This window comes from Streptomyces sp. NPDC058289 (assembly GCF_042880975.1).
In the GTDB taxonomy this organism is placed as follows: Bacteria; Actinomycetota; Actinomycetes; order Streptomycetales; family Streptomycetaceae; genus Streptomyces; species Streptomyces stoeckheimensis.
Genome location: NZ_JBHVYI010000029.1, coordinates 1 through 23,093, shown reverse-complemented (window position 1 = coordinate 23,093; position 23,093 = coordinate 1). Strand labels below are relative to the sequence as shown.

Annotated in this window: 20 protein-coding genes and 1 pseudogene; 12 read left to right on the top strand and 9 right to left on the bottom strand. The window is 71.8% G+C overall.

What is annotated here, in order from left to right:
* Nucleotides 1-157: 157 nt before the first annotated feature.
* The 5 genes and pseudogenes from ACFVX6_RS17180 to ACFVX6_RS17160 all read left to right on the top strand — a co-directional run bounded on the left by ACFVX6_RS17180 (nucleotide 158) and on the right by ACFVX6_RS17160 (nucleotide 4,237).
* Nucleotides 158-1,885 (top strand): diacylglycerol kinase family protein, encoded by a 1,728-nt coding sequence (locus tag ACFVX6_RS17180; protein WP_389692212.1) that lies wholly within the window; start codon nucleotides 158-160, stop codon nucleotides 1,883-1,885.
* Between the two features lie 94 nt (nucleotides 1,886-1,979).
* Nucleotides 1,980-2,933 (top strand): YihY/virulence factor BrkB family protein, encoded by a 954-nt coding sequence (locus ACFVX6_RS17175; RefSeq protein WP_389692210.1) that lies wholly within the window; start codon nucleotides 1,980-1,982, stop codon nucleotides 2,931-2,933.
* Nucleotides 2,934-3,015: 82 nt separating this feature from the next.
* Nucleotides 3,016-3,138 (top strand): hypothetical protein, encoded by a 123-nt coding sequence (locus ACFVX6_RS17170; RefSeq protein WP_389692304.1) that lies wholly within the window; start codon nucleotides 3,016-3,018, stop codon nucleotides 3,136-3,138.
* A pseudogene (locus ACFVX6_RS17165) lies at nucleotides 3,096-3,839 on the top strand (phosphatase PAP2 family protein); the annotation flags it as partial. The gene ACFVX6_RS17170 and the pseudogene ACFVX6_RS17165, both read left to right, overlap by 43 nt.
* Nucleotides 3,840-3,994: 155 nt before the next feature.
* Nucleotides 3,995-4,237 carry a protealysin inhibitor emfourin gene (locus ACFVX6_RS17160; RefSeq protein WP_389692208.1) on the top strand — a complete coding sequence of 81 codons (243 nt, stop codon included), beginning with the start codon at nucleotides 3,995-3,997 and terminating at the stop codon, nucleotides 4,235-4,237.
* Between the two features lie 183 nt (nucleotides 4,238-4,420).
* Here ACFVX6_RS17160 and ACFVX6_RS17155 read toward each other — a convergent pair whose 3' ends face one another.
* Nucleotides 4,421-4,870 carry a Fur family transcriptional regulator gene (locus ACFVX6_RS17155; protein ID WP_389692206.1) on the bottom strand — a complete coding sequence of 150 codons (450 nt, stop codon included), beginning with the start codon at nucleotides 4,868-4,870 and terminating at the stop codon, nucleotides 4,421-4,423.
* A 345-nt stretch (nucleotides 4,871-5,215) separates the two neighbouring features.
* Between ACFVX6_RS17155 and katG the strand changes: the two genes are divergently transcribed.
* Nucleotides 5,216-7,408 (top strand): catalase/peroxidase HPI, encoded by a 2,193-nt coding sequence (gene katG, locus ACFVX6_RS17150; protein WP_389692204.1) that lies wholly within the window; start codon nucleotides 5,216-5,218, stop codon nucleotides 7,406-7,408.
* 69 nt (nucleotides 7,409-7,477) lie between these two features.
* On the opposite strand, the gene ACFVX6_RS17145 is transcribed toward katG, so the two are convergent.
* On the bottom strand, nucleotides 7,478-8,572 hold the full coding sequence (locus ACFVX6_RS17145; protein WP_389692202.1) for a glutamate--cysteine ligase: 1,095 nt from the start codon (nucleotides 8,570-8,572) through the stop codon (nucleotides 7,478-7,480).
* A gap of 229 nt (nucleotides 8,573-8,801) precedes the next feature.
* Between ACFVX6_RS17145 and ACFVX6_RS17140 the strand changes: the two genes are divergently transcribed.
* Nucleotides 8,802-9,056: a DUF5133 domain-containing protein gene (locus tag ACFVX6_RS17140; protein ID WP_389692200.1), complete on the top strand. Its 255-nt coding sequence runs from the start codon at nucleotides 8,802-8,804 to the stop codon at nucleotides 9,054-9,056.
* A gap of 194 nt (nucleotides 9,057-9,250) precedes the next feature.
* On the opposite strand, the gene ACFVX6_RS17135 is transcribed toward ACFVX6_RS17140, so the two are convergent.
* Complete coding sequence (locus ACFVX6_RS17135; RefSeq protein WP_389692198.1) at nucleotides 9,251-11,512, bottom strand: catalase; 2,262 nt, start codon at nucleotides 11,510-11,512, stop codon at nucleotides 9,251-9,253.
* A gap of 171 nt (nucleotides 11,513-11,683) precedes the next feature.
* Nucleotides 11,684-13,048, bottom strand: a complete 1,365-nt coding sequence (locus tag ACFVX6_RS17130) for an NAD(P)/FAD-dependent oxidoreductase (RefSeq protein ID WP_389692196.1) — start codon at nucleotides 13,046-13,048, stop codon at nucleotides 11,684-11,686.
* A gap of 256 nt (nucleotides 13,049-13,304) precedes the next feature.
* Between ACFVX6_RS17130 and ACFVX6_RS17125 the strand changes: the two genes are divergently transcribed.
* Nucleotides 13,305-14,258, top strand: a complete 954-nt coding sequence (locus ACFVX6_RS17125) for an AraC family transcriptional regulator (protein ID WP_389692194.1) — start codon at nucleotides 13,305-13,307, stop codon at nucleotides 14,256-14,258.
* A 15-nt stretch (nucleotides 14,259-14,273) separates the two neighbouring features.
* Here the strand turns inward: ACFVX6_RS17125 and ACFVX6_RS17120 are convergent, their stop codons facing one another.
* The 4 genes from ACFVX6_RS17120 to ACFVX6_RS17105 all read right to left on the bottom strand — a co-directional run bounded on the left by ACFVX6_RS17120 (nucleotide 14,274) and on the right by ACFVX6_RS17105 (nucleotide 18,300).
* Complete coding sequence (locus tag ACFVX6_RS17120; protein WP_389692192.1) at nucleotides 14,274-14,651, bottom strand: STAS domain-containing protein; 378 nt, start codon at nucleotides 14,649-14,651, stop codon at nucleotides 14,274-14,276.
* A 223-nt stretch (nucleotides 14,652-14,874) separates the two neighbouring features.
* Nucleotides 14,875-16,581, bottom strand: coding sequence for a PP2C family protein-serine/threonine phosphatase (locus tag ACFVX6_RS17115; protein ID WP_389692190.1), 1,707 nt, complete (start codon nucleotides 16,579-16,581; stop codon nucleotides 14,875-14,877).
* Nucleotides 16,582-16,745: 164 nt separating this feature from the next.
* Entirely contained in the window at nucleotides 16,746-17,369 is a 624-nt protein-coding gene (locus ACFVX6_RS17110; protein ID WP_389692188.1) for a flavodoxin family protein, read from the bottom strand.
* 133 nt (nucleotides 17,370-17,502) lie between these two features.
* Nucleotides 17,503-18,300, bottom strand: coding sequence for a VOC family protein (locus tag ACFVX6_RS17105; RefSeq protein WP_389692298.1), 798 nt, complete (start codon nucleotides 18,298-18,300; stop codon nucleotides 17,503-17,505).
* 199 nt (nucleotides 18,301-18,499) lie between these two features.
* On the opposite strand from ACFVX6_RS17105, the gene ACFVX6_RS17100 reads away from it, so the two are divergent.
* The 4 genes from ACFVX6_RS17100 to ACFVX6_RS17085 all read left to right on the top strand — a co-directional run bounded on the left by ACFVX6_RS17100 (nucleotide 18,500) and on the right by ACFVX6_RS17085 (nucleotide 22,336).
* On the top strand, nucleotides 18,500-20,860 hold the full coding sequence (locus tag ACFVX6_RS17100) for a phosphoketolase (protein ID WP_389692186.1): 2,361 nt from the start codon (nucleotides 18,500-18,502) through the stop codon (nucleotides 20,858-20,860).
* Between the two features lie 129 nt (nucleotides 20,861-20,989).
* A complete protein-coding gene (locus ACFVX6_RS17095) occupies nucleotides 20,990-21,271 on the top strand; it encodes a hypothetical protein (RefSeq protein ID WP_389692184.1) in 282 nt (93 codons plus the stop codon).
* Between the two features lie 197 nt (nucleotides 21,272-21,468).
* Nucleotides 21,469-21,930, top strand: coding sequence for a DUF5709 domain-containing protein (locus ACFVX6_RS17090; protein WP_389692182.1), 462 nt, complete (start codon nucleotides 21,469-21,471; stop codon nucleotides 21,928-21,930).
* 46 nt (nucleotides 21,931-21,976) lie between these two features.
* A complete protein-coding gene (locus ACFVX6_RS17085) occupies nucleotides 21,977-22,336 on the top strand; it encodes an ATP-binding protein (protein ID WP_389692180.1) in 360 nt (119 codons plus the stop codon).
* A gap of 79 nt (nucleotides 22,337-22,415) precedes the next feature.
* On the opposite strand, the gene ACFVX6_RS17080 is transcribed toward ACFVX6_RS17085, so the two are convergent.
* Nucleotides 22,416-22,775: an STAS domain-containing protein gene (locus tag ACFVX6_RS17080; RefSeq protein WP_389692178.1), complete on the bottom strand. Its 360-nt coding sequence runs from the start codon at nucleotides 22,773-22,775 to the stop codon at nucleotides 22,416-22,418.
* Between the last annotated feature and the right edge of the window lie 318 nt (nucleotides 22,776-23,093).

Sequence of the window (23,093 nt, the reverse complement as noted above, 5' to 3'; positions counted from 1 at the left end):
AATGGAAGGGAGGTGTGGACTCGCGCGAGCGCTCGTAGGTGGTCTGCTTCAGCTCGTCAAGAACTGCCCGCCGGGCGAGTCGGGCCCCTTCCCGTTCCGGAGGGGGCGGCAGCCAAGGGGCGCGCATCTTTCGGTCGTCGCGGGCCAGAAGGCATCCATGAAGCGAAGCTGCGGTTCCTCCGTGCGCGGTGTCAGACCGCTCCTGCTCCTTCCCGTGCAGGCGGCCCTGATGATCGGCCTGGGACGGCTGGTCACCGGACCGGCGGCCGGACACTGGCCGCTGTCGGCGGAGGCCTCGATCGAGAGGGACCTGGCGGAGGGCCGGGACCCGGCCGTGTCCGGAGTCACGGAGCTGTTCTCCGTACTTGCCGGCACGCGGGCCGTCGTCGGCGCGACCTTGGTCTGCATCGTCGTCCTGCTCGTCCTTCCCCGCGCCGCACTGCGCACCGAGGCGCTGTTCCTCGGCGTCTCGGTGGCCGCGCAGTCGGCGGTGTTCGTGGTGGTGACGGCCTTCGTGGACCGCCCGCGGCCCGCGGTCCTCCACGAGGACGCCGCGCCGCCCACGTCGAGCTTCCCCTCCGGACACGTCGGCGCTTCCCTCGCGCTCTACGGGGGACTGGCCGTCATCGCCGCGCTGCGCATGCGCGGGTCGTGGCGCTACGCGGTGACGGGCATCCTGCTGTTGATCCCGCCGGCCGTCGGACTGTCGCGGATGTACCGCGGCATGCACTATCCCAGCGATGTGGCAGGCGGCCTGCTGAACGGCACGTTGACCCTGCTGATCACCGGGTTCGCGCTGCTGTACGGGTGGCAGCCCGCTGCGGAGCCCGACCGGACGGAGCGATCCGACCGGGAGGTGCCGGCCCCGCGCAGCACCGGTGGTCCTGTCCTCGGTGTGCGCCACCCGCACGGCTGCCCGGACGAGCTCGCAGATCGGCTGGCGGCCGTCCTGCGCGAGCACGGCCACCGGGACCTCCGGTGGATCCTGACCTCCGCCGAGCTCCCCTGCGGCACCCTGGCGGAGGAGCTCCGCACCGTCCGCCCCGCCCTCGTGGTGGTCTGCGGGGGCGACGGTACCTTGCGCGCCTGCGCCGAAATCCTGGCGGGCACACGGATCCCGCTGGCCGTCGTACCCTGCGGCACCGGAAACCTCCTCGCCCGCAACCTCGGCCTCCCGATGGATCCGACCGCCGCCCTGGCCGAGGCCCTGTCCGGCGAGAGCTTCGGCATCGACGTCGGCCGGGTCCGCGGCGACGGGCTCGAGCCGATGCGGTTCACCGTCATGGCCGGCGCCGGATTCGACGCCGCGATGGTCCGGGACGCCTCTACGCGGCTCAAGTCACGGATGGGCTGGGCCGCGTACCTCCTGTCGGCCCTGCGGCACCTGCGCGATCCCGGCGTCCGCCTCACCGTCCGCGTCGACGGGGGCCGCCGGCTGCGGCGCAGGGCCCGCATGGTCGTCATCGGGAACGTCGGCACCCTGCAGGGCGGCCTGCCGCTCCTGCCGGCGGCGCGGCCGGACAGCGGACGCCTGGAAGTGGTGCTCTTCGACCCGCGCGGCCCCGCCGGATGGCTCACCGCGGCCGGGCACCTGACGGCCCGCCTGCTGCGCCGGCGCCCGTCGGCAGCCCCCGGCCCGGCCGTCCCGGACGGGCACAGCGAGGCCGGGGGAGCGCTGGAGTACTTCAGCGCCACCCGGATCGACGTCCGCTGCGCCGTACCGCAGCCGCGCGAGCTCGACGGTGATGCCGTGAGCGATGGTGTCCGCCTCACCGCCGAGATCGAACCGGGAGCCCTGCGGGTGTACCTGCCCCGCGCGCCCGGGGCGCCGCAGGCCCCACCCGCCGAGCAGCTTCCGGCGGCGGCCCCCGGCGCACCGTCCTGAAGTCCGACGGCGCACGCACGCCCTCCGCAACACCGGCCGACCGCAAGCCCCGTAGGTCCGCGGACTCCACACGACACCGGAAAGCAGGAACACGATGGGCACGGCGAGACGGGTACCGCAATGCCATGACGTGAGCGGCGAGGAGCTCTCCGCCGACGAGGCGTGGACCGCCCTGCGCCGCTACGGCGGCTGGAGCCTGGCGCGCGACTCCTTCGTGCGCTTCCGCTACGCCGACGGCTTCAGCCACGCCCGCGCGCTCGCCCTGCAGACCGTCCTGTCGATAGTCCCGCTGGCCATCGCCGCCGTCGGCCTGTCCGGGGTGCTCCACACCGAGGACGTGGGCCGGGTCGCCGAGCTCACCATCCGCGGGCTCACCAGCGGCCCGGGCCAGGCCGTCGTGGACGACGCGCTCAGCGAGAGCAAACGCCACGCCGGCGACGGCGGCCAGGCCGCGCTGTGGCTGGGCCTACTGTTCTCCCTGGCCAACGTCACCACCGCCCTCTGCCAGGTCGAACGGGGCGCGAACCGCATCTACGGCAACGAGCGGGACCGGCCCTTCCTCGCCAAGTACAGCCGGGGCCTGGTGATGGCGGCCCTCGCGGGGCTCCCGCTGGGACTCAGCTTCATCCTCACCGTGCTGGGCACCCACCTGACCCGTGCGCTGGCCGAGGTGTACCGGCTCCCTCCCGACACCGTGCGGGCCTGGGAACTCCTGCGCTGGCCGCTGGGCATCCTGCTCGCCGTCCTCGCCACCAGTTCGATCTTTCGCCTCTCCCCGCGCCGGCGCCAACCCGGCTACACCTGGCTGGCCTTCGGGGCCGTCGTCCACCTGGTGCTGTGGAACCTCGCGACCTGGGCGCTGAGTCTCTACATCGGCGAGAGCAGCTCCTTCACCAGCGTCTACGGGCCCCTGAGCGCCATCGTGTCCCTGCTGCTCTGGTCCTACCTCACCTCGATGGCGCTCTTCCTCGGCCTCTCCTTCGCCGCCCAGCTGGAAGCCGTACGGGCGGGGGTGAGGGAGCCGGTCATGGACGACCCCGGGGTCTGACCGAACCGGCCACCTGCGGCCGGACGCCCGCCACCGCACGCACACACGAGGGAGCAGCCGGCCATGGAACGGCGCACGGAAGGTGCTCGACGCGTTCAGCGACATCCGCGAGGACCCGGGCATCCGCACGGACCGCGTCATCCGCGGGGTCCGCTACGGAGACTGCTCGCGCGGCACTCCGGACCCGACGCCACCTTCGGCGTGAGACTCCTGCTCACCGCGGCAGCGACGGCCGTGGCCGCCGTACCTTTCGCCCTCGCCCTGGTACTGGTGGAGTCCCGGTGGGCGCCACTGCACCGCCTGGACCAGGGCGCGGCCGCACGCCTCCACGCCGGCGCGCTCGCCCACCCGGACCGGGTGGCCCTCCTGCGCGTGCTCTCGGACTGGGTCTGGGACCCGGTCACCATGCGGCTGCTGGTCGCCGTACTCGTGGCCTGGCTCGTAAGCCGGGGCGCCTGGCGGCTGGCGGCCTGGGCCGGCGTCACGGCGGTCGCGGGCGGTCTGATCGGGCTCCTGGTCAAGAGCGCGGTGGAGCGGGCCCGGCCGCACCTGCCGGACCCCGTCGCCCACGCCCCCGGCTACTCGTTCCCCTCCGGCCACGCCATGACGGCGACCACCTCGTGCGCCGTCCTGCTGCTGGCCCTGCTGCCCGTGATTCCGCGGGCCTGGCGTCCGCTGCCCTGGGTGGTCGCGCTGGTCACCGTGGTGGGCGTGGGCTACACACGGGTCGCGCTCGGGGTCCACTGGGTCAGCGACGTCGTGGGCGGCTGGTTGCTGGGCCTCGGGGTGGTCACCGCGACGGCACTGGTCTTCGAGGCCTGGCGGTCCGACACCGGACGGCGCCGCAGCGCGGTGGCCGACGGCCTGGAGCCGGAACTCACCGGACCCGAACCGGAAGCGGCCCCGACCGACCCGCCCGTTCCCGCCCCACCTGCCGACTGTCGGCCAGGCACCGACGAGTTCGAGCCGTTGACCTCGCGGGGCGGGCCCGGCGGGGGAGCGGCGCCCGATCAGGGGCAGGCGAGTCCACCGACAGCTTCGACATCCGAAGGAGAACGGCCATGCTGATCACTGTCAGTCGCTCCGGGGGTTTCACCGGCGTGGACAAGGTGCGGAAGATCGACACCTCCGTCCGGCGGGACGCCGCGGAATGGGAGGGCCTCGCGCGGCGCGCCGTACGACCGGTCGCGGACGGCTTCCACTACCGGATCACGATCGACGGCCAGGCGGTCGACCTCGACGAGGCGGGCCTGACCGGCGACCAGCGGGAACTGATCCGTGCGGTCCTCGGCGAAGGGGCCTGACCCGCCCCACCGGCCCGGAAGAAGTTTGCGATCCGACCGTTTGGGTTCCCGGAGACCGGCCATAAGAAGGGACACGGGGGTCCGCGGCGGTGAGCGGCGCGGGGCCCCCAGCGGGCCCGAGCCGCGTGGTGGCATCCCCCCCCCGCCATCACGCGGCCGGGGCCCCGTGGCCGCGGCGGCCGGTCAGCCGCTCGCTGCGCCGAACAGCGGTCGTGACGGGCCGGGAGCGCACGCGGGGCACAGACCGCGGTAGGTGACTTCGGCCTCGGACACGGTGAATCCGAACCGCTCCTCGGCCGGAAGTCCGGCCAGGGGGTCGCCGGTCGGGTGGACGTCGCGGATGATGCCGCAGCCGGAGCACACCAGGTGCTGGTGGGGATGGCGCGCGTTGGGGTCGTAGCGCTTCGCGCGGCCGTGGGCGGACACCTCCACCACCTCGCCGAGGGAGACCAGTTCGCCCAGGGTGTTGTAGACGGTGGCCCGGGAGATCTCGGGCAGCCGCCGCGCCGCACGGGCGTGAACCTCGTCGGCCGTGAGATGCACGTGCTCGCCATCGAGGGCTTCTGCGACGACGCGCCGCTGGGACGTCATGCGCCAATTGCGCTCTCTCAGCCTTTCCAGCAGCTCACTCATTGGGGTTCGCCTCTCCATTGCGTGCCGGGCCGGTCGTCAATTCCGCTTCCGATCCTCATATCAGCGAGGGGAGATCGCAATGATCGGAAGATGTCACCTTTGGGCTTCGGCTGTTTGTTGAGTGGGGGTGCCCTGCGTGTTCTCGTAGCCGTGCGGTCTGCGGTGCGCGACCATACGGACGCCGATACGTGCTCGATCATCGGCGTCGTCCGTGAGCATATGTTCTCGCCGGCGGCGTGGGTCGCCGTGCTCGACTCGTAAAGCGCACAAGGTCGTCAGTGAAATACGTCAAGGGCGGCAGCGCGGCCGGCAGAGGAAACCACCGAGACAGGAAGAAGGGCTGACGTGTCCGGCAGCGAAAGCGAGAACCCGGTAATCCCCTCCCCGGCCCCCGCGCCGACCCGCCCCAGGACGAACCGGGACTGGTGGCCGAACCAGCTGGACCTCCAGGTTCTTCACCAGCATTCGCCCGGGTCCAATCCGATGGGAGAGGACTTCGACTACGCGACGGAGTTCGCGTCCCTCGACGTCGACGCGCTCAAGCAGGACGTCTTCGAGGTGATGACCGCCTCGCAGGAGTGGTGGCCCGCCGACTACGGCCACTACGGGCCGCTCTTCATCCGGATGAGCTGGCATGCCGCGGGCACGTACCGAATCGCCGACGGCCGTGGCGGCGGCGGATCCGGCGCGCAGCGCTTCGCGCCCCTCAACAGCTGGCCCGACAATGCGAGCCTCGACAAGGCGCGCCGGCTGCTCTGGCCGGTGAAGCAGAAGTACGGCAGGCAGATCTCCTGGGCCGACCTGTTGGTCTTCGCCGGCAACTGCGCCATGGAATCCATGGGGTTCAAGACGTTCGGGTTCGGATTCGGGCGGGAGGACATCTGGGAACCGGAGGAGATCTTCTGGGGGACGGAGGACACCTGGCTCGGAGATGAGCGCTACAGCGGCGACAGGGAACTCACCGGCCCCTTCGGCGCCGTGCAGATGGGACTGATCTACGTCAATCCCGAGGGGCCCAACGGGAATCCGGATCCGCTCGCCGCGGCCCGGGACATTCGCGAGACGTTCGGGCGCATGGCGATGAACGACGAGGAGACGGCCGCGCTCATCATCGGCGGCCACACCTTCGGCAAGTGCCACGGTGCGGTCGGACCCGAATACATCGGTCCGGAGCCCGAGGGATGCCCCATCGAGCAGCAAGCCCTCGGATGGAAGAACGCGTACGGCAGCGGGGCGGGAGTCGACTCGCTCACCAGTGGGCTCGAGGGCGCGTGGACCTCGGAGCCGACGAAGTGGGACAACGGGTACCTGGACAACCTGTTCCGGTACGACTGGGAGCTCACGACGAGCCCGGCCGGTGCCAAGCAGTGGACACCCACGGATCCTTCGGCCCAGGGCACGGTGCCCGACGCCCACGATCCGTCGAAGCGGCACGCGCCCATGATGCTGACGACGGACCTCTCGATGAAACTGGATCCGGTCTACGGGCCGATCTCGAAGGGCTTCCACGAGAACCCGGACCGTCTCGCGGACGCGTTCGCCAAGGCCTGGTACAAGCTGCTGCACCGCGACATGGGGCCGCTCTCGCGCTACCTCGGGCCGTGGATCCCCGCGCCGCAGCTGTGGCAGGACCCCGTTCCCGCGGTCGATCACAGTCTGATCGGGGACGCGGAGATCGCCGACCTCAAGGGCCGGATCCTTGCGACGGGACTGTCCGTACCCCAACTGGTCACCACCGCCTGGGCATCGGCGGCGAGCTTCCGCGGCACCGACATGCGAGGCGGGGCGAACGGGGCGCGGATCCGGCTCGCGCCGCAGAAGGACTGGGAGGCCAACGACCTGCCCGAGGTGGCCGAGGTGGTGCAGGCCCTCGAGGGGATCCGGCAGGACTTCAATGCCTCCCAGGCTGCCGGCGGGACGAAGGTCTCGCTCGCCGACCTGATCGTGCTGGGCGGGTGCGCGGCCGTCGAGCGGGCCGCGAAGAATGCCGGGCACGCCGTCACGGTCCCGTTCGCACCGGGGCGCACGGACGCCTCGCAGGAGCAGACCGACGTCGAGTCCTTCTCCGTGCTCGAACCCAGGGCGGACGGGTTCCGCAACTACCTCCGGACGGGAGAGAAGCTGCCCCCGGAGACCCTCCTGCTCGACCGCGCCAGTCTGTTGAACCTGACCGCACCCGAGATGACGGTGCTGATCGGTGGCATGCGGGCCCTGAACACCGGCTTCGGCCGGTCCCCGCACGGGCTCTTCACCGACCGGCCGGAGACGCTGACCAACGACTTCTTCGTCAACCTGCTCGACATGGGTACCGAGTGGAAGGCGTCGGCCTCTGCCGAGAACGTGTTCGAAGGCAGGGACGTCGCGACGGGCGAGGTCAAGTGGACGGCCACCGCCGTCGACCTCGTCTTCGGTTCGCACTCCCAGCTCCGGGCCATCGCGGAGGTCTACGGCTCGAAGGACGCGGGAGCCCCGTTCGTGCGTGATTTCGTGGCAGCGTGGAACAAGGTGATGAACCTCGACCGGTTCGACCTCGCCTGACCACGAGGTCCCGGTCGGCCGCCCACCGGCCGGCCGGGACGTCCCGGCAGCAGCACCACGGCCCCGGGATCAGGCCGTGGTGCTCGCGCCGGTGATGAGGCTGAGCACTCCGGGCAACCCGCCTTCGGCCAGTGCCCGGCGTTGACGGTCGGCGGGGGTGCCTTCCTGCAGGAGCCGGTGGACGAGGGCGCTGACCTCCCTGAGGTCCCCTGCGTCCTCGAGGGCCGGCGTGATGTGGCGCAGGAGGGAGCAGAGCACGTCGCCGCTGCTGTGCGGGCGGCCGTACGGGTCCACCAGGGTTCCGTTCAGACCGTGCCGGGCCGCGTGCCAGTTCGCGGCCTGCAGGAGTTCCGGATCGATCGCTGCCAGGGGTGCTCCCGCCTTCTCCTCGGCGATCGCCGTGGTGACCAGCGCCCGGACGATGCCGGCGAGCATGACGGCGTCATCGGGCCGGAGTTGGACGTCCAGGCAGCGCACTTCGACGGTGGGGTAGCGGTCGGAGAGCCGGGCCTGCCAGTACGCCTGATGGCGATCCGCGATCATCCCGGACACCACCAGAGCCTCCAGGCGCTGTTCGTAGCCGGTGAAGCCGTCGAAGACGGGCGGCGGGCCGCTCACCGGCCAGCGTCCGAAGACAATGGTGCGCCAGCTGGCGAAGCCCGTATCGCGGCCCTCCCACAGCGGAGAGTTGCCGGACATGGCCACGAGCGTCGGCAGCCAGCCGCGGATGCGGTTCAGCACGGCGACGCCCGTCCCGGCGTCGGGGATCGCCACGTGGACATGCATCCCACAGATCAGATGCTCGTCGACCAGTTGCCGGGCCTCACCCTCCATCCGCAGGTAGCGCTGGGTCGGGGTCACGGGCACGGGCAGGGACCCCCGTAGAGGCGCCGCGCCCGTGGCGGCGATGCGGCAGCCGTTCGCCTCCGCGGCGGAGGTCACCGCATGGCGCAAGCGCAGCAGGTGGCCGCCGACCTCGTCCAGGCTGGAGCAGACGGGAGTGGCCACCTCGATCTGGGCCTGGAGCAGCTCGTCCTGCACCTCGCCCCGCTCGGCGAGCGGTCCGATCCCCGCGGTTCGGCGGACGTCCTCCACCCGGGGCGTCGGCAGCCCGGTCCCCGGGTCTACCAGCAAGTACTCTTCTTCGACGCCGACCGTGATCACGTCCAGCGGCTACCCCGTCGTGCCTGGATCACGCGCTCGGGAGCGGGCTGCTTTCACACGCGAGGCCGGTCGGCCATCGGTGGCGGTCCCGTCGCCCGACCAGGACACCGCCCGCTACGCCCCGGACGTGGGTTTCCGCCCCGGGGAGCACTCCGCTGTGGGGTTCAACCGGAACCGGCCGGGTAGGCGACGGCCACATGATCGATCCGCTGTCGAAAGGCGCCTACCGATGCTGATGGCTCATCCGGCCGTGCTCCCCGGCCTCGTCGACCGTTACTGGGCTCTGTCCGTACTCGATGCCGCAGAGGACGCCTCGCCGGTGCGCAAGGAGATCGAGGACGTCGAGCGAGCCCTGTGCGTGGCCACCGGCACGGCGGACGTGCACGCGGCCCTGATCGCGGCCCGTCACCACCTGCCCGGCACGGGCATCCTCGACGACTCCGCGCTCGCCTCCAGCCGACCGGATTCGCCCCGACAGCCGTGACTTCCACGCCCCACTGAGCGCCCCCGGAATCCCTGAAGGGACACTCGCGCCCGGAGCGAGGGGGACCGCCGCCGGATGGAACCGTAGAACGCTCGTCAGGGCGCGCGGGATGGACCTGCGGCCGCCGTAGCGCGTAGCGCCGTCCCCGCTACGGCTACGGCGGGCTGTCACCGGCCGGGATATCCGGGCCCGGCTCAGATCGTGGTGGGGAACCTGTTCCAAGCGCGGTGTTCCGCGAGGGCGGCGGCGACGTGCTTGAGGGCAGCGGCGGGGGTGCCGGCCAACGCTACGCCCGGATCGTCCTCCCCGATGCCGGCGGCTTCGAGGGCCGCGGAGGAGTCGTTCCATCCGCCGATGGCCTTGCCGTGGCGGTAGGCCTCGGCGAGAAGCAGCAGCACCCGAGGATCGCAGTCGCCCGGCCGGGGCGTGCCGGCCTTCGCGTCCCGGGCGCCGCGGGCATCGGCCGCGACCGCGGGCGTACCGGCGAGCAGCAGGGCGTCGAACTCGATGGAACGCGCGGCCGCGAACGTCCGCTGGACGGCGATCGGACTCTTCGCGGTCCCGAGGGAGCCCCCGGTCGGAGCGATGACCAAGGGGACCATACCGGCCTTCGCGATGGCGGCCCGTACGGCTTTCACTCCCCTCAGGTCGGAGTCGGGGCCGGCGACGATGCCGATGACCCGTCCGTCGAGGGGCCAGGTGCCGCGGATCTGGGACAGGGCGGGGCTCGGGGCCGGTTCCGTGAGCTGCCGCGTGGCAGCCGGGGCGGGAAGCCCGAGTCCGGCGGCGACTTCTCCGCACAGGTGCGGGTCGATGTTGGCGAGGACTGCGAGGACGCGTTCCCTGATGGCCTGTTCCTCGCACTTGGTGAGTTCGAAGGTGTAGGCGGCGATGATGTGCTCGCGTTCCACGGCGCTCATGCTCAGCCAGAACAGACGGGGCTGGCTGAAGTGGTCGTCGAACGAGGCGGAAGCGTCGCGGACCTTCGCGGCCGTGGGCAGTTCGACGGGTGCCTCGATGAAGGCACCGGTGTCGGCTCCCGCGAGGAAGGGGCAGCCGCCGTCCAGGCTGTTGGGCCGGTACGGTGCGATCCCGGTGTGGACGGCGCTCTGGTGCATGCCGTCGCGGAGCATGTCGTTGACGGGGGCGTGCGGCCGGTTGATCGGGATCTGCCCGAAGTTCGGGCCACCGAGCCTGCTGATCTGCGTATCGAGGTACGAGAAGAGCCGTCCTGCGAGCAGCGGATCGTCGGTGACGTCGATCCCGGGGACCAGGTGGCCGGGGTGGAAGGCGACCTGCTCGGTCTCGGCGAAGTAGTTGGCCGGGTTGGCGTTCAGCGTCATCAGCCCGATGGGCCGTACGGGGGCCAGCTCCTCCGGGACGATCTTGGTGGGGTCGAGCAGGTCGATGCCCTCGAAGGTCTGTTCCGGAGTGTCGGGGAAGGTTTGGATGCCCAGCTCCCACTGGGGGAACGCGCCCGCCTCGATCGCGTCGGCAAGGTCCCGGCGGTGGAAGTCGGGGTCCATGCCGTTGGTGATCTGTGCCTCCTCCCAGACCAGGGAGTGCACGCCGAGCTTCGGCTTCCAGTGGAACTTCACCAGCGTCGTGGCGCCCTTGGCGTTGACGAGGCGGAAGGTGTGGACGCCGAAGCCCTCCATCATCCGGAACGAACGCGGGATCGCCCGGTCGGACATGTTCCAGAGCGTGTGGTGGGTGGCCTCGGTGTGCAGGGACACGAAGTCCCAGAACGTGTCGTGCGCGCTCTGGGCCTGCGGGATCTCCCGATCGGGGTGCGGCTTCCCGGCATGGATGACGTCGGGGAACTTGACGGCGTCCTGGATGAAGAACACCGGGATGTTGTTGCCCACCAGGTCGAAGGTGCCTTCCCCGGTGTAGAACTTCGTCGCGAACCCGCGCGTGTCACGCACGGTGTCCGCCGATCCCCGCGATCCGAGGACGGTGGAGAAGCGGACGAACACCGGCGTCTCCACACCCTTGGCCAAAAATGCGGCCTTGGTGACCTTCCCCGCGGTGCCGTAGCCCTGGAAGACCCCGTGGGCGGCCGCGCCACGGGCGTGCACCACGCGCTCGGGAATGCGCTCGTGATCGAAGTGGGTGATCTTCTCCCGCAGGTGGTGGTCCTGCAGGAGCACCGGCCCCCGTGCTCCGGCCTTCAGCGAATGGTCGCTCTCGTACAGCCGGGCCCCCTGCGCGGTCGTCAGGTAAGCACCGGCCTGTGCCACTGCGGCGGGGGCCGCGCCGGTGGGCCGGCCCGTCGGGGTGAGGGTTTCCGGACCCTGCTGGTCCGGCTTCGGCGGAAGGGGCTCACGGGGCACGGCCGGCTCGGCAGCCGCCGCCGGCTCCGGCGTGGGCCGGCCGGGGGCGGCAGCCCTACCGGCCCGCTTCTTCGGACCGGTCTTCTCGGCCGCGGCCTTGGTCGCCTTCTTCTGAACCATCTGTGATGTCTCCTCTTGACAGACTTCGTGCCCTGCGCGATCGACTGCCGCTCAACCCGAGGGCGGCCTGATGCCCCCGAGTGCAACCCTTCCGTTCGTGGTCGACAACGGCATCCTGGGTACGCCCAAACCGGCTCCGACCGCTGAGGGAGATTTCGCTCGCCGGAACCGTCAGCCTCCGTCGGCCGCCGTGCGGGCCCGTACCTGCTCCGGGGTGAGGTAGTGGTCCGTGTACTCGAAGTCGCGCAGCGTCCCCGGCTTGTACGTCTGGAAGCCCGTCCGGACGAAGTCGTCGCCGGCCACGGCGTTCAGGAGCCAGTTCGTCATCACCCGGGTCTTCGCTGCCCCGGTGCGCAGCGCCGCCCAGTGGTAGCCGCGGGCCACGGCCTGGGCGGGCATCCCGCGCAGGTCGATGCCGAGCGGCCGGGAGACACCGTCGCGGCCGCCGAGGTCCACGACCAGCCCGAGGTCCTTGTGGACGTAGGGACGCAGCGGTGTGCCCCGCAGCGTGGCGACGACGTTGTCCGCGGCGACCTTGCCCTGGCGTTCGGCGTGCTGCGCGGTGGGCGGACACACCGCCCCGGCTCCGCCGCCGGCGAGGTCGGGCACGGCGGCCGCGTCACCGAGCGCGAACGCGCCGTCCGCCCCCGGTACCCGCAGGTCCGGAGCGACGACGAGCCGGCCGCTCTTCGCGGTTTCGGCGCCCAGCGTGGCGATGAGCGGGCTCGCGGCGACGCCGGCCGTCCAGATGAGGGTGCGGCAGGGCAGCACGCGCCCATCGGTGAGGGTGACCTCCTCGGGGCCCGCCTTGGCGACGGAGGCACCGAGCGAGACCTCGATGCCACGGCGGCGCAGCACGTCGAGGGCGGCCCGGCCCAGCCGGTCGCCGAGCTCCGGCATCAGTTTCGGGGCCACGTCGACCAGGTGCCAGCTGATCTCGCGCCGGTCCAGCCGTGGGTAGCGGCCCACGGCGTTCGTGGTGAGCCGCTCCAGGGAAGCGGCCGTCTCGGTGCCCGCGTAACCGCCTCCCACCACGACGAAGCCGAGCCGTGAGGCCCGTTCCGCCGAGCCCGGGGCGGCGGCGTCGGCCAGGTCGAGCTGGGCGATCACGTGATCGCGCAGGTGGGCCGCTTCGGCCAGCGTCTTCATGCCGCGGCCGTGCTCCGCCAAGCCCGGGATGTCGAAGGTGCGGGTCACGCTCCCCGGGGCGAGGACCAGATGGTCGTACGGCTGGTCCACCAGCTCCCCGGTGATCTTCCGGATGACGCAGATCTTGGCCCGGGTGTCGACGCCCACCGCTCCGCCGGGCACGATCCGGGTCCGGTGGCGGCGGCTGCGGCGCAGGGACACCGCCACGGACTGGGGGGTGAGCACCCCGGAGGCCACCTGCGGGAGCAGGGGCAGGTAGAGCTGGTAGGAGAGCGGAGTGACCAGCAGGATCTCCGCCTCCCCGGGTGACAGCGTCCGCTCCAGGCGGCGTACGCAGGCGACGCCGGCGAAGCCCGCGCCGACGACCACGATCCTCGGTCGTGCCATGGTGTCCGTCCCTCCTCAGGTGTACGGGTCCCCGGCGCGTCTTCCCCGACAGGCCGTTTCCTCACCCAGGTCCCGGCGACGGGCCGGCTCCTTGCGCGCATTCGGTCGGTCGACCTCGTGCGGGGCAGCCGACGACCGCTGCGAGAACGGCCGGAGTGGCCGAGCACCCTATCCCTGGGGTCCCGGAGACGGCGTCATACTGGGACGCGATGTCCCGGAGGGCCACGCCGAGTCGTGGGGGAGAGGGAGCAGACGGGTGAAGAGCCTGCTTTTCGACAGCGGAGACCTTGAGGCCACGCAGGAGTTCTTGTCCTCGGCCTACACCCCCATGCGGATCGGCGGCCGCCCCGCGGACACACGGGCGCGGATCTCCCGCACAGCGGTGGGCGCGCTGAGCGTGGACCGGCTGGCGTTCGGATACACCATGGCCTACGACGCGGGCTGTCTCGGCAAAGTGTGCCTGGTGACCATGCACGCCGGCACGATCGTGGACACCACCGGCGGCCGGGAGGAGGTGTTCGGCCCGGGCGAGACGTTCCTCCTGGCCCCCCACGACCGGCCGTACGCGGGAGAGGTCCACGAGGCCCGGTACACGATCACGATGTTCGATCCCCGGCTACTGGGCCGGGTCTCCTCGCTGCCGGCGGGCCAAGGGGTGCGGATCACCGGAGCCCGGCCGTTCGCACCGGCCGCGAACCGGCAGCTCGGTGCGGCCGTCGCCTATTTGCGCGACCAAGTGCTGGACCAAGCCTCCGCGTTCGGCGACGGCAACCGGCTGGTGGTCTCCACGGCTGCCCAGCACTTGGCGGCGACGGTCCTGGCGACGCTGCCGAACACCACGCACGCCGAGCGGAGGGACCCGAGGGACACCCGCGACGCCGGCAGTGGCACACTGCGCCGCGCCATCGAGTTCATCGAGGCCAACGCACACCGCGACATCACCCTCGCTGACATCGCGGCGTCCATCCCCGTCACGCCGCGCGCGGTCCAGTACGCCTTCACCCGCCACGCCGGCACCACGCCCCTCGGTCACCTGCGCCGCGTCCGGCTGGCCCGTGCGCATGCGGAACTCCTCGCAGCGGACCCTGCGGCCGGGACGACCGTTTCCGGTGTGGCCGCCCGCTGGGGCTTCGCCCACCAGGGCCGTTTCGCCGCTGCGTACCGGCAGGTGTACGGGGTGGCACCGTCGGTCACCCTCGGTACGAGATGATCCCGATGGGCCGTGTCAGAACGCGGTCACGGAGCGGTCCGGGCCCTCGCCCACCGGCTCGGTGATGTCGAAGACGGTATCGGCGCCCGTGATGCTCAACAGGCGAGAGATCTGCGGGCCCGGGCCGGCGAGGGTCAGCGCGCGCCCGCTCTCCGTGCACATCAAGCGTGCCTGCAGCAGCGCGTTGAGCCCGGTGGAGTCGCAGAAGGTGAGCCCGGCGAGGTCGATGACGACGCGGGCGGGGGCGTTGACGTCGGTGCAGGCCACCGACGACACCGCGCGGAAGGCGTCGACGTGGTCGAGGTCCATGACACCGATGAGCGTGATGACGGTGGCATCGGGCCGCGTACGGACGGTGACGCTCTGGGGGCCTGGGGCGTCCGTGGGGTTCACGCCACTCCTCACTTCGGATGCGGTCACGAAACCGTCCGCGGCAGCGGGTGCGACCGGCCCGGCTTCGCTCGTCTGCGTGTTTCGACCGTAGCCGCGGCAGGCGGAATCGACAGCCCCGCAAACGACGAGAACACCTTCTTCGTTTAACGGACCACGGTGTTGCGTGCGCAGGACGGCGGAGACGGCGGGCGGGTGCCGGCTCGGGGCGGCGATGTGGCAGCGATCAGGGCCGGTCCGCTCCTGAGGCCGGCGAAGCGATTCGGATGGCGAAGAGCACGGTGTCGTCCTCGGAGCGGGTGGGAGCGACGGTGTCGGCCAGGTGTCTCAGGACATCGGCCAAGGGAGCGTCGGGATGGGCTGCGGCCAAGAGGCGTGCCGCCTCGTCCGTGGCGGTGCCGAGGTCCTGGCCGCGGTGCTCGACGAGCCCGTCGGTGTAGAGGAGCAGGGTGCTGCCCGGGGCCAGGAGTCGGGTACGGGTGGTGCGGGGCACCGGTGGCAGCGCGGGGTGCAGCAGGACGTCGTGAGCCCGGAGCTGTTCGGCCGGCTCGGCGGGTGCGTCCGGATGGGTGAGGAGCGGGGGCGGGTGACCGGCATTGGTCCAGGCGAGCTGCCAGTGGCCGTCGGAGCGGGGAGTCAGATGAGCGTGGACGAGGGTGCCGCCGGCCGGGAGATCGAGTGTCTGGCAGGCCTGGACCAGGGCCTCGACGGCCTGGTGCGGGGGCCGTTCCGGGTGGTCGATGTCGGCTTGCCGGAGCATGCTGCGGACCTGCCCCATGAGAGCCGCGGCGTGCACGTCGTGGCCGGTGATGTCCCCCACCGTCAGGGCCCATGCGCCGTGCGGGCCGGGCAGCGGATAGAGGTCGTACCAGTCACCGCCGACCATGTCCTGCTGGGCCGCCGGCCGGTACAGGGCGGCGGTCTCCAGTCCCGGAACCTCGACGAGATCGGTGAGCATGGCCTCCTGCAGCCGTAGCGCGATGGAGACGCGCTCGTCCAGATATGTGGCCCGCTCCACGGCCCGGGCCGTGTAGTCGGCCAGTACGACGAGCACCGCCCGCTCCGCCGAATCGACCACGTGCGGGATGTCCCAGCCGAGTTCCAGCACGCCGAGAACGGCTTCGGTCCCCGGCAGCGGTACGCACGCCAACGTGTGCAGACCCAGTGCGTCGAATTCCGCCACTGCTTCAGGCGCGTATCCGCTCGCCAGCGTCTGCCGGTCGGCGACGACGACCGTCCGGCGCTCTCGTACCGCCCGCGCGCCGGGTCGGCCCGCATCGAGCTCGTACCCCGCGTCCGTTGCCTTCCAGGGTGCTTGTCCCACCTCCGCCCCGGCCACCTGCCGCAGCAATCCGTCCTCACCTGCCAACACCAGGCCCACATGGGAGGGCTTGAGGTCACTGCCCGCGAGGTCACTCACCCGTGCCCAGACCTCGCCCAGCCCACTGGTGTCCCCCAGATCCTCCGCGGCCCGCAGCAACAGCTGCGCCCGGTTCAGCAGGGTCTCCATCCGGTCGGCTTGAGCCTCCGCGAGCGCGGCGGCCTCATCGGCGGCTTCTCCGGCGCGCAGTACCTCGTCGGAGCGCAGGCGCAACCGCATCTGGGCACTGCACGCCGCGCCGAGGTCGCCGAGGTCCCGCAGGTCGTCCTCGCTCCACGTACGCGGCCCTGTGTCGGTGGCCGCCAGCACACCGAGCAGCTCACCCTCGGGGCCGACCAGGGGGACGCCCGCGAAGGCGAGCCGATCGTCATCGCTCCCCGTCAGGGCCAAGGGCCCACCGAGCTCCGCCACGCAACGGCACAACCTCGCGGTCTCGGCGTCGGCGGAGCCGGTCGGCCAGCTTTCGACCGCGGCAGAACCGTCGCCCGTCACCCACACGAGGGCCCTGGGCGCGGCCAGAAGGCGGGTGGCCAGGCGCGCGAAGCGGTTCACCGTCAGCCCCTCACGCGTAAGCCTGCCCCTCCGGCAGAACTCGGGACGACCAGCTTATCGACCGGCACACCGTTCCTCGCCCGGAATCGTGCAGCTCAGGGAAGCGCCAAGAGCTGACCGTCCGGTCCTCCGAACTCAGGTCGGGGACACGGCGGGGTGTCGGGTCAGCTCGCCGGATAGGCGGCGGCCTTGAGGCAGCGGGCGAGGTGGGCGGTGTTGGCGGCGAGGGTGGCCGTCGTGGCGGCGGTCTTCTCGGGCGTCTTGTCGAGGTCTTGGTAGTCGGTGCCCTGCATGGCTTCTCCGACCCAGTAGGTGACGGCGTTCGGGGCCAGGGAGAAGCCGACGTCGTTCAGGCCCTGGAAGAGGTCGGCGCTGACCTTGTGGGCGCCGTCCTCGTTGCCGACCACGCAGACTGCCGCGACCTTGCCGTAGGTGAGCATGCGGCCCTCTTCGTCGGTCTGGGAGATCTCCGCGTCGAGGCGTTCCAGCACCCGCTGGGCGATGCTCGAGGCGTGACCCAGCCAGATGGGCGTGGACAGGAGCAGGATGTCGCAGCCCAGGATCGTGTCGCGGATCTCCGGCCAGGCGTCTCCGTCGCCCATGTCGGTCTTCACGCCGGGCTTCACGTCGTGGTCGGCGATCCGGATGGTCTTGCCCGTGACTCCGTGATCGGCGAGTGCGGCCATGGTCTGCTCGGCCAGCAGCTGTGAGCTGGAGGGCGTGGGGGAGGGGGAGAGGGTGCAGACGAGCGCGACGGCACGCAGCGGGGTGGTTGCAGTGGTGTCCATGGTTCCCCGGCTACCCGCGCATCCGGCTTTGATGTGGCGAGTGATTCCGTTCGTCCCCTTCGAGGACGTTCTTGCTGCTGCCGGGGAGTGATCCGGCCCAGGCCCGGCCCCGCAGCGCCCGGGGCCGGGCGATTCACCCCTGCGGTGCCAGGATCGTGAACAGGCCCCCCTCGGGGTCTCGAAGGGTGATCCACCGGTCGGCCGCGGAGGTTTCCACGGGGGAGACGGACCTCCCGCCCGCGCTGGTCGCGGCTTCGACGGCGGCCTCCAGATCGGGCACCCGGAAATGGACGTGCCACCGGGGGCGGACGTGCGGGTCGGGGTCCTCGTCCACCGCGCCGCCGCTGATCCGTGCGACCGTGTCGCTGCCGTGCCGCAGGACGACGTGGTCGTGTTCGTACGCCGCCACGCAGGCTCCGGGTGCTTCGCCGGCCCAGTCCAGCACCTCCCCGTAGAAGATGGCGGCCGCGAAGGCGTCGCGCGTACGGAGTTCCAGCCAGGCGGGAGCGGGGCCGTGGCCCACCCGCCAGTCCCTGAGGACCGCGCCCTGCCAGAGCCCGAAGACCGCTCCGGCGGGGTCGGCGGCCAGCACGGCCCGCCCCGTACCGAAGGCCACCGGACCGATCGCCACGGTCGCACCGCGCTCGCGGATGCGGGCGGCGGCGAGGTCGGCGTCGTCGGCGGCGAAGTACGGCGTCCAGGCGGCGGGCAGTGAAAGATCGTCGGCGAGCATCCCGAAGCCGGCGACCGGAGCGCCGTCGCGGTAGGCGAGCGAGAACCGGTCCCCGAGGTGGGTGCCGCGGAAGGTCCAGCCCAGCACGGCGCCGTAGAACCGCCGGGCGGAATCGAGATCTTGGGTCATCAGGCTCACCCAGCAGGGCGCGCCGAGGACCTCATGACTGGACGTGGACACAGCTCCGGGCCGCATCATGGCGCTCACCTCGCAGGGGACTCCTCCACCGTATCCCCGGCGTCCGCCGCCCGGGCGCGCGCCGGCCCGTGTTGCGACGACGCGCCGGGCCGCCGGCCCCCGATCGGTGGCGGAGGCCTTCGCCACCCCCGGTTCAGGAGGACGCCGCGGGGCAGGCGCGAGGGTGTCCAGTACGTACCCGACGATTCGGAGCCGTGTCGTGACCCCCTCCGCACAGCCCCGGCAGCAGCAGGACCGGAGCCCTTACACAAGGGCTGCCGACTACGTGGCGGCGGCCTTGATCTTCCTCCAGGACAACGTCCTGCTGACGGAGCCGCTGCGGCCGGAACACGTCAAACCGCGGCTGCTCGGCCACTGGGGCACCTGTCCGGGCATCACCGCCGTGTACTCCGCGCTCAACACCCTGATCCGGGAGCGAGGCGCCGACGTCCTCCTGGTCACGGGGCCGGGCCACGGGGCGCCCGCGGTGCACGCCAACCTGTGGCTCGAAGGCACACACGGGGACCAGGATCCGGAGCTGGCCAGGACAGCGTCCGGCCTGCGTGAACTGGCGCGGCGCTACTGCGCGCCGGACGGCTTCCCGAGTCACCTCTCCCCGGCGCTGCCGGGCACGCTCCACGAGGGCGGCGAACTCGGCTATGCCCTGGCGACGGCGTTCGGCGCCGCCCTGGACGCCCCGGACCGGATCGTCGCCTGCATCGTGGGTGACGGCGAGGCGGAGACCGGTCCCACGGCCGGGGCCTGGCACTCCAACAAGTACCTCGACCCGGTGACCGGGGGAGCGGTCCTGCCCTTCCTGCACCTCAACGGGTTCAAGATCTCCTCGCCGACGGTCTTCGCGACGATGTCGGACGGGGAACTGCAAGCGCTCTTCCGGGGATACGGCTGGGACCCGCGGATCGTGGACATCACCGGCGACCCGCCGGGTGAACCCCTGGCGGCCGCGGTCCTCGACGCGCACGACGCCGTCCGCAACCTCCAACACCGTGCCCGCACCGGTGACCGGCCGGTCCGCCCCGCCTGGCCCATGATCGTCTTGCGGAGCCTCAAGGGCCGGGGCGCCCCCGCGGAGGTCGAGGGCACGGCGATCGAGGGGACCTTCCACGCCCACCAGGTGCCCCTGCCCGAGGCGCGCGAGGACCCCGTACAGCTACGGGCCCTCGAACAGTGGCTGCGTTCCTACCGGCCGCAGGAACTGTTCGACGCGCAGGGGCGGCCCACGGCCGGAGTGCTCGCCGGGCTCCCCGAGGGGGACGCCCGCATCGGAGCCCAGCCCGCCGCGAACGGCGGCAACCTGCGCCGACCGCTCGACCTGCCGCCGCTCGAACCGCACGCCGTCCAAGTCGGCGAGGGCCCCGGGACGGTGACGGCGAGCCCCACCCGGGTCCTCGGCGGCTGGCTGGCCGACCTCATGCGGAACACCGCGGTCAGTCGCGACTTCCGCATCGTCTCGCCGGATGAGCTGGCCTCCAACAAGCTCGACGCCGTCCTCGCCACGAGCGGGCGCGCGTACCAATGGCCGGTCGAGGAGTACTCCGAGGACCTGACCCGGTCGGGCAGAGTGATGGAAATGCTGTCCGAGCACAACTGCCAGGGCTGGCTCCAGGGCTATCTGCTCACCGGTCGGCACGGCCTCTTCCCCACCTACGAAGCCTTCGCAGCCATCGTCGACAGCATGGCCAACCAGCACGCGAAGTGGCTGAAGACGTCCCGGGAGGTCCCCTGGCGCGCCCCGGTCAGCAGCCTCACCTACCTCCTCAGCAGCGAGGGCTGGCGACAGGAGCACAACGGGTACAGCCACCAGGGCCCGGGATTCATCAGCAACCTGCTGAACAGGAAGAGCACCGTCACCGGCGTCTACCTGCCGCCCGACGCCAACACCCTCCTCGTCACCATGGAACGGCTCCTGGACGAGACCGGAAAGATCAACGCCGTGGTGGCGGGAAAGCACGAGGCCGCCCAGTGGCTCGACCTCGACGCCGCCCGCGCCCACTGCCGGGCCGGTGCGTCCGCCTGGGACTGGGCGGGCACCGACGGCGGCGCGGACCCGGAGGTCGTCCTCGCCTGCGCCGGAGGCATCCCCACCGTCGAGTCGCTGGCCGCCGCAGACCTCCTGCGGCGCGACCTCCCCGACGCCCGGATCCGCTTCGTCAACGTCGTCGACCTGTGCACCCTCGCGCCACCGGACAAGCACCCCCACGGCATGCCGGACGAGAAGTTCCACGCCCTGTTCGGCTCGACGACCCCCGTCGTCTTCGACTTCCACGGCTACCCGTCCGCCGTCCACCAACTGCTCCACGGGCGGCCGCATCCGGAGCGCTTCCACGTCCGCGGATACATCGAAGAGGGCACCACGACCACCCCGTACGACCTGCTCGCGCTCAACGGAACGACCCGCCAGGACATCGCCGCCACGGTCCTGGAGCACCTGCCCGCCCACGCGGGCGACTCCCGCCGACTCGCCGCGCAGTACGTGGGCCACCGCGACCGGCTCCTCAAGGAGCTGCGCAGCACCGGTGTGGACCCGGCGGAGATCACCGAATGGACGTGGACGGCGTGACCGGCCCCGTCCTCACCGGGGAGATTCCCCAGATCGCCCCTGAGACCCGGATGTGCGTGGCCGGGGACTCCTGACAGGAGTCGATCCACCGCAGGCCGTGCACCGCCTTCGACTGCAAGGAGACCTGTCATGCGAAGCGCCCCGTCGGAGCCCGAGCTCCCGGACCGTGTGCCGGAGAAACGTGACGCCGTCACCCCCGACCTGCCGCCCTTCGGTCCGGGAGCCCCCGACCTGCCGGACGCAGGGCACGCACCGGCCCGGCGCGAAGGCTCCCATGGGGACGACGGCATGGAGGACGACGGCGAGGAGAGCGGGAGCGAGGGGAGCGGGAGCGAGGGGAGCGCCGGTCCGCAGGGCGAGCGGCCGACCGCCGGCCCGGGCAACGCCAAGCCCCAAGAGCCGACCGACTGACGAGCACAAGGGCGCCCCGCCACGGAGGGGCGGGACGCACAGGGTGGCCCTCAAGTCCCCCTGCTCGTCCTGCGCCTTCCGCTGCAAGGGATCGGTACACGGGCGAGACCTTGGCGTGTGATCCAGGAGATTCCGGGGAGGCGCCAGGAGAGCAGGGTTGCGCCGCACCCGTGCCGTGACGACGAGAGGACGAACCCATGAGCGAGCAAGAGGCACGGGGAGACGAGGTCTACCAGCCTCAGCCCGGGTCCGAGCCCTCCGAGCTCCAGCCCGATATGGACGACGGTCTCGGGACGCCCGACACGGACGAACAGCTCGACGCCGGCTACTCCCCGCCCGAGCGCCCCTACGCGAGCGAACGGACCGACACCACGGCCGCAGGGCAGCACAGGGGCGAGAGCCTCGACGACCGCCTGGCCCGGGAACAGCCCGAGGAGGGACCCCCGGTCGGAGACGGGATCGGGGACGTGGCAGGCGGAGAGGGCGAGCCCGTCGACCCGGAGGCGGGCGCCGACCGAGCAGGGCGGCTGGCCCCGGCCACGGCCTCCCCCCACCGGAACGACATCATCGCGCACGACGTCGGCATCGACGGGGGAGCGGCTTCTGCCGAGGAGGCGGCCGTGCACGTCCTCCGGGACGCCGATGATGCCGAGTCATGAGGCAACACCGGACACAAGGCTCCCCAAGCCAGGGACGGTACGTCGCGTGGGCGGGCTGAAATGCGAAGACGCCAGGCGGATCGCCCGGGAGGTCCTCTCGGCCCATTCCGTGGGGGAGCGTCTGGTGGACGACGTCCTGCTGGTGGTCTCGGAACTCGTCTCCAACGCGGTTCGCCACGCGGGCGGGGTGACCGCTTTCAGGGTGCGCTGCCTGCCGGATTCGGTGGCCGTCGAGGTTTCGGACGGCTCTCCCGCCGCTCCCCGCACGCCGGGGACGCCGGCAGCAGCTCCAGGAGGGTTCGGCTGGCTACTGGTCAACAAGATCGCGCAGCGTACCGAGATCCGATCCGGCCGCGACGGCAAGACCATCACCGCGTTCGTGGCCGCGGGAGCCACCGCCACGTGAACCCGCACCCTTCGGAGCCGGGCGGCGCCGACTCCATGGGGGCACCGCAGGCAGGCCCCTGCCGGCCGCGGCGCAGGTTTCACGCCGCCGCGACGACCTGGGGCGGGGTGGCCGAGAGCGCGGCGAAGGCCGAAGGACGGGTGGCGTGGACGGCCGGCCCCCCTTTGCCCGCTGTCAAGGCCCGGCGCGCTTCGGCTCGCGCCGCGACGACGGCCAGCGATGCACCTGCGGAGCGGCACATGTGGTGGGCCCGTACGACCGTGCTCATCGCGGCGGCAGTCAGTGGCGCATCCGACAGTTCCAGCACCACCGGCGCGGACCGGTGGGCGGCGAGACAACCGTCGATCGCCCAGGCGGCGGCCGCGCGGCCGGAGATGTCCAGGTCGGCTCGCAGTCGGATGATCAGCACACCGCTATCGGTCACCTTGAAGGGCAGCACCGGCACTCCTCGTCTCCACGGCTACATCGTCGGGTACGGCGCTGATGCCCGCGTCGGGGGCAGACATGCGCGGCAGGGCGTCCAGGGACCGCTGAAGTGGTCCCCGTCACTCTCGGAGTGCGGGTCGAGCCTGGACTGCCCGGGTGGCGGGCTCGAAGGTGGGACAGGGTCCGGGAGTCCAGGCCTGTACCGATGCGCGCAGTTGGGCCCCCAAAACGGGCGTTAGGGCCCCACACCGCGGCAACTCACGCCGGGGCCCCCCCCAACCGGCCCCCCGCCCCCGAAAACAGTCCCAGATACACGCGGTTGCCCGCGGCC